Annotated in this window: 12 protein-coding genes; 4 read left to right on the top strand and 8 right to left on the bottom strand. The window is 59.7% G+C overall.

The window, feature by feature from the left end:
• Positions 1-100 precede the first annotated feature (100 nt).
• Positions 101-991, top strand: coding sequence for an AraC family transcriptional regulator (locus tag RHIBUN_RS0122585; RefSeq protein ID WP_025661259.1), 891 nt, complete (start codon positions 101-103; stop codon positions 989-991).
• 25 nt (positions 992-1,016) lie between these two features.
• Here the strand turns inward: RHIBUN_RS0122585 and RHIBUN_RS0122580 are convergent, their stop codons facing one another.
• From RHIBUN_RS0122580 to hemA, 5 genes are all read right to left on the bottom strand, one after another.
• Positions 1,017-1,730 (bottom strand): DUF899 family protein, encoded by a 714-nt coding sequence (locus tag RHIBUN_RS0122580; RefSeq protein ID WP_025661258.1) that lies wholly within the window; start codon positions 1,728-1,730, stop codon positions 1,017-1,019.
• Between the two features lie 394 nt (positions 1,731-2,124).
• Complete coding sequence (locus tag RHIBUN_RS0122575) at positions 2,125-2,871, bottom strand: phosphoglycerate mutase family protein (protein WP_025661257.1); 747 nt, start codon at positions 2,869-2,871, stop codon at positions 2,125-2,127.
• A 246-nt stretch (positions 2,872-3,117) separates the two neighbouring features.
• On the bottom strand, positions 3,118-4,146 hold the full coding sequence (locus tag RHIBUN_RS0122570) for an SAM-dependent methyltransferase (protein ID WP_037217375.1): 1,029 nt from the start codon (positions 4,144-4,146) through the stop codon (positions 3,118-3,120).
• A 283-nt stretch (positions 4,147-4,429) separates the two neighbouring features.
• The gene (locus RHIBUN_RS0122565; RefSeq protein ID WP_025661255.1) at positions 4,430-6,280 is read right to left on the bottom strand and encodes an ABC transporter transmembrane domain-containing protein; all 1,851 of its coding nucleotides are present in this window, start codon (positions 6,278-6,280) and stop codon (positions 4,430-4,432) included.
• Between the two features lie 352 nt (positions 6,281-6,632).
• A complete protein-coding gene (gene hemA, locus RHIBUN_RS0122560) occupies positions 6,633-7,847 on the bottom strand; it encodes a 5-aminolevulinate synthase (RefSeq protein ID WP_025661254.1) in 1,215 nt (404 codons plus the stop codon).
• Between the two features lie 270 nt (positions 7,848-8,117).
• Here hemA and RHIBUN_RS0122550 point away from each other — a divergent pair, with 270 nt between their 5' ends.
• The 3 genes from RHIBUN_RS0122550 to RHIBUN_RS0122540 are packed head-to-tail and all read left to right on the top strand — an operon-like array spanning position 8,118 to position 9,601.
• A complete protein-coding gene (locus tag RHIBUN_RS0122550) occupies positions 8,118-8,882 on the top strand; it encodes a heme ABC transporter permease (protein ID WP_025661252.1) in 765 nt (254 codons plus the stop codon).
• A 1-nt stretch (position 8,883) separates the two neighbouring features.
• Positions 8,884-9,039: a hypothetical protein gene (locus RHIBUN_RS35600; RefSeq protein WP_018857488.1), complete on the top strand. Its 156-nt coding sequence runs from the start codon at positions 8,884-8,886 to the stop codon at positions 9,037-9,039.
• A gap of 1 nt (position 9,040) precedes the next feature.
• Complete coding sequence (locus RHIBUN_RS0122540; RefSeq protein ID WP_025661251.1) at positions 9,041-9,601, top strand: DsbE family thiol:disulfide interchange protein; 561 nt, start codon at positions 9,041-9,043, stop codon at positions 9,599-9,601.
• A gap of 303 nt (positions 9,602-9,904) precedes the next feature.
• Here the strand turns inward: RHIBUN_RS0122540 and RHIBUN_RS0122535 are convergent, their stop codons facing one another.
• The 3 genes from RHIBUN_RS0122535 to RHIBUN_RS0122525 form a co-directional block, all read right to left on the bottom strand.
• Positions 9,905-10,600, bottom strand: a complete 696-nt coding sequence (locus tag RHIBUN_RS0122535) for a CBS domain-containing protein (RefSeq protein ID WP_025661250.1) — start codon at positions 10,598-10,600, stop codon at positions 9,905-9,907.
• Between the two features lie 73 nt (positions 10,601-10,673).
• The gene (locus RHIBUN_RS0122530) at positions 10,674-11,138 is read right to left on the bottom strand and encodes a cytochrome c-type biogenesis protein (protein ID WP_025661249.1); all 465 of its coding nucleotides are present in this window, start codon (positions 11,136-11,138) and stop codon (positions 10,674-10,676) included.
• Positions 11,135-11,873: cytochrome c-type biogenesis CcmF C-terminal domain-containing protein (locus RHIBUN_RS0122525; RefSeq protein ID WP_025661248.1), on the bottom strand; the 739-nt coding region annotated here is incomplete at its 5' end. The genes RHIBUN_RS0122525 and RHIBUN_RS0122530, both read right to left, overlap by 4 nt.

Below are 11,873 nucleotides of genomic sequence, written 5' to 3'. Positions count from 1 at the left end.
ATTCTCCTCCCTGCCGCTCCTCGGTACAGGCGGTGTTCTCTCTCTTGGGGGCGGATTATGCGCATATTCGGCGGGGCCGCCAGAGAAGGATTATGCTTTCATGGGTAATTTTGTGCTGCAAAAATTGATTGACAATGGGCCGGTCATGAGGACGGTCTCGCTGCCGCGTGGCCGCCAGAGCCTGCACACCATGCCGACCAGCACAGGCTACGAGATCCGCGAGAATGCGACCTACGACTGGGACGGCAGAAAGCGCGGCCAAACACCGTTCACCGTCCTGCAGCATACGATCAAAGGCGCGGGCAACCTGCGTTACGAGAATCGCCAGCTTCGGGTGAAAGAAGGCGAGACACTGCTCGTGCTCGTCCCGCACAATCACCGCTATTGGCTTGAAGATGGGGACCGCTGGGAATTTTTCTGGATTTCGATGAACGGAGAGGAGGCGCTGCGCATCCACCGCTCGATCCTCGCGGTGACCGGACCGATCCTGAAACTGCAACCGCAAACGATCGAGCATCTGGCAGATTGCAGTCTCCGGCTGATCAATGGCGCGGAGACGCCGGGCCTGGCTTCGGCAATCGCCTATGAGGCGGCCATGGCGCTGTACGACGATGTCTTCGGTTCGCATCCTGTTTTCAGTGAAGAATACCGGACGATGCAGCATGTCATCGACTACATCATGGCGAATTTGGAACGTCCTCTGCCGGTCGAGGATCTTGCGCGGGTCGCAGGCCTCAGCCGGGCACATTTCTCGCGAATGTTCGCAGCCAACGAGGGCCTGCCGCCGGCCGAGTTCGTCCTGCAGAAACGACTGAAGCGGGCCGTCAAACTGTTGACCAAGACCGCGAACATGCCCGTCAAGGAGGTCGCAATCCGCTCAGGCTTCGAGGACGCGAACTATTTTTCCAAGGTCTTTCGGCGCATCTATGGCACGAACCCGACCGAGTTTCGTACAACGGGCATGTATGCGAGCGTCGGCAGGCAAGGCTGACGCCCGCCTTATAAGCGGCCCTGCCCTACGGCCCACTGCTATAGGTAAGGCTCGGATACCAGCTCGGCGGTCTCCCATCCGGCGTTGTGTCGAGCACGGTCCACAGCGGCATGAAATCTGGCGCGCCGCGCGGATCCTGGCCGGGATCGGCAGTTGCGGGGCCCATTTCCGGGTTCCAGAAGTGACGGATGACGCCATCCTTGATCGTGAAGACGTTATAGGCAGCGTCATCGCCGCCATCAGGACCAATGGCGTGATAGTCGCGACTGAATTCGTCTGTCGTGTCGGAGTAGAGAGGCAAGTGATGCCAGCCGCGCTCCTTCTTGAACGCCAATAAGCGTTCAATCGGCGAGCGTGCGACGACGGCAAAGGCGACCTGCTGGCAAATATCGGGGATTTCTCCGTCGAACGCCGACAGCATGGACGTGCACATCGGGCATGGTCGTTCGCGTTGCGGCCCATACATGTAGCTGTAAATCACCAATGTGGATTTGTCCCCGAACAGGTCTCTCAAGGTAACCTCGCCATCGGGGCCCTGGAAGCGGTAGTCCTTCCGGACCTGACCGCCTGGAGGCAGCGCGCGGCGCTGCTCGGCAACGCGTTCGATATGTCGGCGCAACTCGATTTCCTCGGCGAGCAATTCATCGCGGGCCCGCCGATACTCGGGGCTTTCGTTCGGAAAACTGAGGCCGTTTCTTCTGGCCAGCTCCCGCGCGGAAACAAGATTGTTCGCATCCATCACATCAACTCCTCCTGACATTGAAAGGACGACTGGGCGGATTTCGAAACCGCCGTCCAACAAGGAACGTTTGGGGACGGCAAAAATCGACAACGCGTTCTGACTTTTTGATGGTCCCGCAAGAGTTCATTTGCCAGGTGCTTGATTTTGCTAGCCTACTATCCGCCTTGCAAATGGACCATATTCACTTGTCTCAGGCTTTGGTCCCCTTCCCCGCTCCGATTTGCGACCTATGTCCTTCTTGTCCTTCATCTCCTGGAAGGACGAGGGAGGCTTCGAGGCATCGTGGCAACCGGTGCTTCGAACCCTCCCTCCATGGAGGCCCTTCACGCCCTGGCTCGAAGCAGTGGCACTTTTCTGGCTCATGCGATAGCCGCGGGTTTGCAGCGCTGAGCTATGACGTGGGTTTCGGCGTGATCGTCAGTTCGGATCCATAGGCATCGCGCAACTCTTCATCTCCGCTTCGGCGGTCTTCGGCCTTGTGCAACAGGGTTGATCTGAAGCCGCGCGCGTGTGTCCCGCAGATTAAAGTCACGTCGGAATTGCCCGGATTGTCGGAGCGCTCGAACCAATCGACGGCGTGGTGGAGAAGGTTCATTTCGAACGCCCGGTTGGTGACACCATGGCCGACGACGATCAGGTCGTTGTTGCCATCGCGCAGGTCATTCGTCACGGTTTGAAGGAATAGACGAAGCCGCTGGGCCACATCCGCCCGGCTCTCGCCATCCGGTGGCCTTGCGTAGAACTTCCCGCTGTTGCTCCGCAATCTCGCCCATTTCTCGAACTCATCAGGAAATTTCTGTCTTCGCTCCGCGTGGTCATAGATTTCGGTGAAGAGACCGAAATCCTGCTCGCGCAACAGGTAGTCCTCACGAACGCTCCTGACCAATCCGGGAGGCAGCGCCTCCAGCAAGGCGTCCTTGCTTTGCCGCGTCCGCATATAGGGAGAATACCAGAGGTCAAGTTGTCGTATCTGTCCGCGCGGCAATTCGGCAAGATAGGCTGCGATCGCTCGCCCGGCCGCCAGTGCTTGCCGATACCCCCACTGCGTTAACGGAACATTATGGTCGCCGAACTGCCGGTAGGCTTGTTCATTGATATTGCCTAGCGATTCGCCGTGTCGAACCAGGTAGATATGCATTGGCCGCCGCTTTCGATATCCGATGCGCTTATCATGAAGTGAGAGCCGGCTCGCTGCAATGTTGAAGACGCAGCAAGCTCATATGCGCCCACCGGTCACCGGGCCGGCTTTCTGGAAGACGGGACGGAAAAGACCTCCAGAGCCTCTCGCAACAGGGCTGCCCGGATGGACCACACCCGTATTGGCAGAAAGAGATTTGTCGGCATCAGGAGCATCGAGAAATTCCGCCGCGCGCCAATTCTCTGGCTAGGCTCGTTTGGATAACACCACGGCGGCCATGTAGGGTTCGTGAGGCCGGGGACCTTGAACCAGTCTACGCTCAAACCGGCTGAACAGTTCAGCGACAATTGCGGCCGGATTGCGAGATGGCTCGATCAGGCTCGCGATTGTCGGCTCGCACCAGGCTTGCATCATTGCCGTGTGACGCTTGGCGAACGCCAACACATCGCCGTTCCTCTCGAATTGCTCCCAACAAGGATCAGCAAGCCTGACGAGATCGAGATGCTCGAGTTCCAGATCGGCGAAATTTTCAATTTTCAAGAACGGTTTCCTGATCTCATCCAAGGTCCGTATGCCGATCGGTATTGTGATGCGGGTCTGCTCTCGTTCCGAAAGCCAGCCATCCGTCCTCATGTCACACAATGCCGACCAGAGCTCGCCAAGGAGCCATTCCCAACCCGTGATGTCGGCTGCGCGGGCCGTAAAGCCCGTCACGAGTTTCCCGCCAGGGCGCATTTCCCATGACCGCAGGACCAGGAAGCGCTCCCAATCTTTCGCCTGTTGTCGCCTTACCGCAGAAACCACTGCAGGCGTGGCACTCATTCCAGCGAGAATGTGATCAGGCGCTTCGATCATTCCGGTACTCATCCACTGCAATGACCACGTCGACCATCCAAGATCCACGCGTTGACGTGGGAACAATGGCTCGAAATACGACCTTCCGATCGCAGAGGGAAAAACATCAGAAGCTTCATTCATGTAGCTGTCAGGGCTTGAAGAAAGCGCTTCAAACAGAGCCGAAAAATCATTCGTAGGAAGGTCAGTGTGGACGACTTCGATTGGCACGGATGGGCCCGACCGGAGCCTCAACGCCTTAATCGCCACGCGCATGGGGGTCATCGAATTGCGGCCTTGTGAGGAACCATAATCGACGATGGTGAAGGGACCTTCGCCCGCGGCGATTGTCCGGCACGCCGTTTCCCACAATGAAAGGAGTGCTGAAATGCCAGTGGCCTGCATTGCGGAATGACGGTTGTAGAAGCCGTCTCCTTTCATTGCCGCCAGATGAGATCGCGGTGGATCGTTTGGCATGTCCGAGCCTCGCTTGGCTTAGCTGCAGCTTAACAAACCGACCCTAGATTGGCGAGCCAATCCCCAAACAGGGACTGAAGACTTTGCCTACACAGAAACGCCTTTATCCCACGTCCTGCGCGTCACCACGACCTCAGCGCACCACTTCCCTGCGCCCGGTCACAAGGTTTGGTTCGCCATCCCACCCTCGCCCGCAGACGAACTGCTCGCATAGCTGCATCGACCGGTGTGCGGTTTGGATGGCGCCTCACGCTGCGTCCAGCTCGGTGTCGGTGGCGGGCCCCTTGAACTGGAGTTCGGCCAGCCGTTTGTAGAGGCCGCCGTTGCGCATTAGAGAGGCGTGCGTTCCTTGCTCGACGATCCGGCCCGCGTCGACCACAAGGATCCTGTCGGCCTTGAGAACGGTCGCAAGTCTGTGAGCGATCACGATGGTCGATCGATTGTCCATGAGCTGTTCCAAGCCCTCCTGTACGAGCTGCTCGTTCTCGGCGTCAAGCGACGCGGTTGCCTCATCGAGCAGGAGGACAGGGGCGTCCTTCAGTATAGCGCGGGCAATCGCCAACCGCTGGCGCTGTCCTCCAGAAAGTGTCAGACCCCTTTCGCCAACGACAGTGTCGTATCCATTCTCAAGGCCAGTGATGAAACCATGCGCCTGGGCCTTGATCGCCGCTGCGACGACCTCGTCCCGCGTTGCATCGGGTCTTCCGAACGCGATGTTTTCGAAGATGGTGGTCGCGAAAATCGTCACCTCTTGTGGCACGATCGAAATCTCCTTGCGGAGGTCTCGCGGGGCGATGGAGCGCACGTCTCGACCATCGATGGAAAGGCGTCCGGCGCTGCCGTCATAGAATCCGAGCAGAAGCGAAAAGACCGTGCTCTTTCCGGCACCCGATGGCCCGACAAGAGCGACCGTCTCTCCCGGAGAGACCGTCATGGAAAGTCCGGCGAGGATTTCTTTCTGGGGGGTGTTGGGATAGGAGAAATGCAGCTCTGATACCTCGATGCCACCGCGGACGGGGCCGCGAAGCGGCATGCTTGCCTCAGGCTCGCGATCATAGGTTTGTTCATTCAAAAGCTCGAAAAGCCGACCGGCGGCTCCTGCCGCCTGCGCCAGCTCACCCCAGACTTCCGATAGAGAGCCCAGGGAGCCGGCTGCAATCACCGAGTAGATCAGAAACTGACTGAGACTTCCTGGCGAGAGCGTGCCGGCGAGGACCCTGTGCGCTCCAAGCCAGAGGACGCCGACCACACTGCCGAATATGAGTGCGATGGCAAAGCCTGTCAGGCAAGCGCGCGAGCGTGCCGCCGCAATGGATTTGCCGTAGGACATTTCGACGTCGCAGACATACCGTTGACGGGCAGCATCTTCGGCGTTGAAAGACTGCACCGTCCGGTTTGCCGCGATGATTTCGCTGGCATAGGCGGAGGCGCTCGCAAGCGAGTCCTGGGCCGCTCGGGACTTCTTCCTGACTGAGCGGCCGAAGACAATCAGCGGTAAGAGGATCAAGGGGATCACCGCGAGGGCGATCGATGACAGGCCAGGGCTTGTCACGAACATCATGCCGAGGGCGCCCGCGCACAGGATTGAGTTTCTCAACGCCACCGAAGCTGTCAGACTGACCGCCGTCTTGATCTGGGCAGTGTCACCGGTGAGACGCGAGGCAATTTCGCCGGAGTGGTTCGAATCGAAAAATTGGGCGGGAAGTGACAGGACGTGGCCAAAGACCTTCTTCCGGAGATCGGCTACCAGGCGTTCTCCCAGTGCCGTCACGAAATAGTATCGAAGAGCGCTGGCAATTGCCAACGCCACTGCCAGAGCCATGGCCATCAGGAAGTAGCGGTTTATGAATTCGCCATCGCCCTGCCCGAAGCCGTTGTCAATCATGCGCCGAACGGCCATCGGTAGCGCAAGTGAAATCAAGGCTGCGGCGGTCAGGGCAAGCATCGCGCCGATTGTCAATCGTCGGTGGCTTCCAAGAAGAGGAACAAGCCGCCGCAGGTGCGCCACGGCCTGCCGCCTCGACGGCGCCGGACCTTCCTTTCCATCTGCTTGATCATTCTGCGCGATGGCAGCTTGCCGGTCGTGTTGGGCTATCATCAAGGCCGTCTTCTCCTGAGGAATTCGATAAGGTCTTGTCCACCGGAAGGACCAACGCGTCTTTGATCGCGATCAATTATTGGCGAGCCTTCTGGCCATGCCGGGGCTACCGAGCGGCTGTGGTTTCCTCGCCCGCCGGCGACTGACACCTTCTTCAGGTTGGCAGGAGGCAGTCGGCACGGCCGGGAACAATCGCCAACACCTTCTCCAAGCATCGTCGCCCTGGCAGAGCCTTGTTCGTCGCGGGTTGCGTTCTGGTATCCGTGGCGTATGGCTCATTTTGAATGAGCGAAATCCTTGACCGTCCACGGGCAACGACGTCGCTCGCAATTGCCAGTCCGAATAGCGCTGGCTAGGCCACGTGCCGCGCTAACGCGCAGCGCGACCAGAGCGAATGCAGCGCCTCGACGAGATGCTCGATGTCGGCGTCGCTGTGCAGCGGTGTCGGAGTGATGCGCAGGCGCTCGGTCTTCTTCGGCACCGTCGGGTAGTTGATCGGCTGCACGTAGACACCGCAATTGTCGAGCAGCAGGTCGGAGATCCACTTGCACTTGGCGGCATCGCCGACCATCACAGGCACGATGTGGCTCGGGTTCGGCATGTGCGGGATGCCGCGCTGATCGAGCAGCGCCCTCAGCTTGCGGACACGATGCTGGTGGCGTGCCCGCTCGAACGGGCTGACCTTCAGATGCTGGATCGAAGCAACCGCACCGGCAGCAAGAGCCGGCGGCAGCGCCGTCGTGAAGATGAAACCAGAGGCAAACGAGCGGATGAAGTCGCACAGCGCCGTCGAGGCGGCGATGTAGCCGCCCATGACGCCGAACGCCTTGCCGAGCGTGCCTTCGATGACCGTCAGGCGGTCCATCAGGCCTTCGCGTTCGGCAATGCCGCCACCGCGCGGCCCGTACATGCCGACGGCATGGACTTCATCGAGATAGGTCATCGCGCCGTATTTGTCGGCGAGGTCGCAGATTTCCTTGATCGGGGCAATATCGCCATCCATCGAATAGACCGATTCGAAGGCGATCAGCTTCGGCGCCTTCGGATCGGCGGCCGCCAGCTTGGCTTCGAGATCATGGATGTCGTTGTGCTTCCATATCACCTTGTCGCACTTGGCATAGCGGATGCCTTCGATCATCGAGGCATGGTTCAAGGCGTCGGAGAAGATGATCAGGCCGGGAATCTTGGCGCCGAGCGTGCCGAGGGCCGCCCAGTTGGAAACATAGCCCGAGGTGAAGATCAGCGCCACTTCCTTGCCGTGCAGGTCGGCCAGCTCGCGCTCGAGCAGAACGTGATAGTGGGTGGTGCCAGAGATATTCCGGGTGCCTCCCGCACCCGCGCCACAGTGATCGATGGCATCCTTCATCGCCTCGATCACCTTCGGGTGCTGGCCCATGCCGAGATAGTCATTGGAGCACCAGACCGTCACGTCCTTCGGACCGTCCGCCGTGTGCCGCGTGGCGCGCGGAAAGCTGCCGCGGTGACGCTCAAGATCGGCAAAAACGCGATAGCGACCTTCGCTGTGAAGACCGTCCAGCTCGCTTTTGAAAAACGCCTCGAAATCCATGTCATGCTCCTTGATTCTGCAAGCAGCGATACACCGGCTCCCGAGCCCCGTATTTGATCTCCGTCAACTTGCTGAACATCTCGCAGGCTCCGTGAGGAAGCACGGCACATTTGGAACGCGCCATGCTGTCGCGCCTTTTGTGCTGCCGGCCAGGCTTCATGCAATCGGGGCGCTGAAGAAGTCTTCCAATATTTCGATCACTGCGGGTCACTTCGAAATGTTTGACCAGGATCAATTATCGAGGCGCAATCAGGCGCTATGGCTCCTGGCATGAGTTCATATTCAAACGTCACAAAATACGTCAAAGGCCTCGCGCAGCCCACCCGGTTCGTCGAAATGTCAGATCGGGCAATCCCCGTTCTATCGGCGCTGACGATGCTGTTCTTTCTAATTGGCCTTTACCTCGCCTTCAGTTCCGATGTGGACTACCAGCAAGGCGGGACTGTCAGAATAATGTACGTTCACGTTCCTTCGGCGTGGATGGCGATGCTGTGCTACACGGTCATGACGCTGAACGCCGTTGGATCGCTCGTCTGGCGACACCCTTTGGCAGACGTTTCAGCCCGCGTGGCAGCGCCTCTCGGCGCCGCGTTCACTTTCGTGTCCCTTGTCACTGGCGCGATCTGGGGAAAGCCGATGTGGGGGACCTGGTGGGTCTGGGACGCTCGGCTGACGTCCATGTTCGTGCTGTTCATCATGTACCTTGGCATACTGGCGATCAATCGCGCCGTTGACGAGCCGACGCGGGCTGCCCGAGTCTCCGCGGTTCTCATCATTGTCGGGTTCGTGAACATTCCGATCATCAAATTCTCTGTCGAGTGGTGGAATACACTCCACCAGCCCGCAAGTGTCCTGAGATTTGACGGACCCGCTCTCGACATCGAATTTCTGCGACCGCTGCTGATCATGGGCCTCGCTTTCACCACGCTCTTTGCAACGCTTTACGTCGCATCGATACGAAACGAGATCTGGCGAAGAAAGCTGGTCTCCCATTACAGGCTCGCAGCAAGGGCCGCGTCACAAAGGGATAGTTGAGATGACGCATCAGGAGTATGTTTTCGCCGCTTACGCGCTGGCCTTCTCGGTGATGTTTGCGATGGCGGCGAAGGTTTGGATTACCAGCCGAAGCTACCGCCGACAGGTCGAGGCGCTCGCGGTCGTGCGTCGCCGGCCAAATCGCGAAGAACGCTAGGATGCGGAGTTACCTCGTAGCGGCAATACCGCTCGTCGCATTCCTCGGAATAGCAAGTGCTGTGGGCAACGTGCTGTATCGGGAATCGGCCGACGGATACACTCCTTCTACACTCCCCTCCTCCCTTATCGGCCAACCACACCCACATGTGGATCTTCCGCCGCTCGCCGGTTCAGCAACGCCAGGACTGGCGGACGCCGGCATCCGGGGGCGGGTGACCGTCGTCAACATCTTCGCCTCATGGTGCATTCCATGCCGTCAGGAGCACCCGGTCCTGATGGAACTCGCCAAAGACACGCGCATCACCGTCGTTGCGATCAACTACAAGGACGCTCCCGAAAAGGCGCTGCCGTTTCTACGTAAGAACGGGAATCCTTTCGCCGCAATCGGGATCGATGCAAGAGGCAGGGCTTCGATCGACTGGGGCGTTTATGGTGTTCCGGAGACATTCGTCATCAACCGGGATGGACGCATCGTGGCCAAGCACGTTGGTCCACTCGACGCAGCTGCGCTTACCAAAGATATTCGCCCGTTTTTGGACCAGGCCCTCGCGGGCGAGTGAAGTTCATCTTGACTTGCGGCTCGCCTGGCCGATGTCCGATCTATGGCCGCCACCCGAGCGCCAATCGGAACTTGCCATCTTTGACATCGGTCAAAGATTTCGTTCCGGTGCTTTCCTATATTGCTGTCGCGGGTCGGGCGATGCCCGTGTCAATGCTGGGAACTTGACAGAGGCTTGTTCGATTTCGGGGCGCGAAGCGAACAAGCCTCCTCGTCCAACTGCTCCAGTAGAGGTGCCATTCGCCACGGCTTCTCAAGACCAAGTTTGCGAAACAAACCGACTGGTTGCTACTGAAGATCGATGCTAGCCCGAGGCAATGTCGGAGCAGTCTGCACTTTGGGGCGTGATGACATGCAGTCGGTCGCGATAGCCGCCGATTCCCAAGCTTTCGACAAGCGTGCGCACTGCTTTTCGCTTCAGATCCGATTCCAGGTGGCCGTCCAGGGTCACTTCGCCGTTCTTGACAGAGACTTGCACCCTTTGCGGCGTCAAACCGAGGTCGGACCTCAGACGCGTACGTACCGCCAGACGAATACTCTCATCCTCGCGAGGAAGCGTGGCCGGCGGCGCGTCGAGAATGATTGCCAGAATGTCGCGCCGGCTCACGATCCCGACAAGTCGCCCGTTCTCGACGATGGGTAACCGCTTGATTCGGTGGGCCTGCAGGCTGTCGGCGATGTCTGACACCTCGCTGTCCGGCAATGCGACAATGACGTCGGGAGACATGACATCTGCCACGGACCAGCCATGAGTGCGAATGTAGCGCTCAAGGTCAAGTTCCGAGGTGACTTCGGACACGCGAGATGACCGCAGCGAAACCCGGATTTCCCGCCGGAGGAGAAGATCGCCTTCCGTCAGCATACCACAAACGCGTCCCTCGTCGCTGACGACCGGAAGGCCGCTGATGTTGTTTTGAAGCATGACGGCGACTGCATGCCGCACACTAGCCGCAGGGCTGATTGAAACCACGTTGGTGGTCATTATGTCCTTGGCCTGCATCTCATGCCTCGCTCTTCCGGAATGCTGCTGGCACGACGGTAGAATGAGCAAAGCAGTTCAACATTGATCTCAGTCAAAGACCATCGCCATGCATAAGTCGGTCGAGTTTTTTCTCTTCCTCCTCGCTGAGGCGACTGCCGGTCGGTACCTCCGCGCGACGCCGTGCGAAGACGCTCAGCGAGAGGCCGCCTGCGACGGCGAGCAGAAGCGGCGCGCCCCACAGAAGGATCGTCTTCGTTTCGAAGCGCGGCTTCAACAGCACGAACTCGCCGTAGCGCGAGACGATGTAGTTCATCACCTGTTCGTTCGTATCGCCATCGGTGAGCCGCTCGCGCACCAGCAGGCGCAGGTCCTTCGCAAGCTCGGCATTGGAATCGTCGATCGACTGGTTCTGGCAGACCATGCAGCGCAGTTCGGCGGAGATCGCCCGGGCGCGCGCCTCGAGCGCCGGATCGGCAAGAACCTCGTCCGGATTGACGGCAAAGGCCGGCGCNGCCGACAGAACTATCGCTATCACCAGGAGCAGACGNCTCATCATTCGGCNGGCTCCATGGCAGGACGCAGCGGCTTTGCCCTGCGGTTCGGCGCCCCGACACGCAGGCGCCGGTCGCTCAGCGACACGAAGCCGCCGATCGCCATGATCACCGCGCCACCCCAGATGCAGAGAATGAAGGGCTTCCACCAGATGCGCACGACCATGCCNCCGTCGTTCGTCGGATCGCCGAGCGACACATAGAGCTGGCTCAGCCCGAANGTCACGATGCCGGCTTCCGTCGTCGGCATCTGCCGCGCCGTGTAGATCCGCTTGGACGACCAGACATCGGCAACCTCGACGCCGCCGCGGCCGATGGTGAAATGACCGCGCTCTTCGCTGTAGTTCGGTCCGGTCGCCGGCTTCATGCCGTCGAACCGCACGGNGTAGCCGCCGGCTTCGACCGTCTGGCCGGGCTTCATCTCGATGACATGCTCGGTTTCGAAGGTGGTCACCGCGACGATGCCAAGGACGGCAACGCCAAGCCCGGCATGCGCGAGCGCCGTGCCGAAGGCCGAGCGCGGCAGGCCGGCAAGGCGTCTCCAGGCGACGGAGGCAGCCACCTTGCCGACGCCGGCGCGATACCACAGATCGGCNATCGCGCCGAAGATCAGGAACAGCGCCGCAGNAAGGCCAAGCACGGCAAGCACGGGACCGCCGTGCTGGACATAGAAGAAGACCACCGCAACAACAAACGCCAGGATCGCGACCAGATAGAGCCGCTGCAGAACAGCGAGCAGA

The organism is Rhizobium sp. IBUN (genome assembly GCF_000510625.1).
Classification (GTDB): domain Bacteria; phylum Pseudomonadota; class Alphaproteobacteria; order Rhizobiales; family Rhizobiaceae; genus Rhizobium; species Rhizobium altiplani.
Note: the sequence above shows the minus strand (reverse complement) of the source record. Positions and strands in the feature narration are given on the sequence as shown.

Coding starts and splice junctions, on each gene's coding strand:
- RHIBUN_RS0122585 (WP_025661259.1), top strand. CDS start 101: ATGGGTAATTTTGTGCTGCAAAAATTGATTGACAATGGGCCGGTCATG.
- RHIBUN_RS0122580 (WP_025661258.1), bottom strand. CDS start 1,730: ATGGATGCGAACAATCTTGTTTCCGCGCGGGAGCTGGCCAGAAGAAAC.
- RHIBUN_RS0122575 (WP_025661257.1), bottom strand. CDS start 2,871: ATGCATATCTACCTGGTTCGACACGGCGAATCGCTAGGCAATATCAAT.
- RHIBUN_RS0122570 (WP_037217375.1), bottom strand. CDS start 4,146: ATGAAAGGAGACGGCTTCTACAACCGTCATTCCGCAATGCAGGCCACT.
- RHIBUN_RS0122565 (WP_025661255.1), bottom strand. CDS start 6,280: ATGATAGCCCAACACGACCGGCAAGCTGCCATCGCGCAGAATGATCAA.
- hemA (WP_025661254.1), bottom strand. CDS start 7,847: ATGGATTTCGAGGCGTTTTTCAAAAGCGAGCTGGACGGTCTTCACAGC.
- RHIBUN_RS0122550 (WP_025661252.1), top strand. CDS start 8,118: ATGAGTTCATATTCAAACGTCACAAAATACGTCAAAGGCCTCGCGCAG.
- RHIBUN_RS35600 (WP_018857488.1), top strand. CDS start 8,884: ATGACGCATCAGGAGTATGTTTTCGCCGCTTACGCGCTGGCCTTCTCG.
- RHIBUN_RS0122540 (WP_025661251.1), top strand. CDS start 9,041: ATGCGGAGTTACCTCGTAGCGGCAATACCGCTCGTCGCATTCCTCGGA.
- RHIBUN_RS0122535 (WP_025661250.1), bottom strand. CDS start 10,600: ATGCAGGCCAAGGACATAATGACCACCAACGTGGTTTCAATCAGCCCT.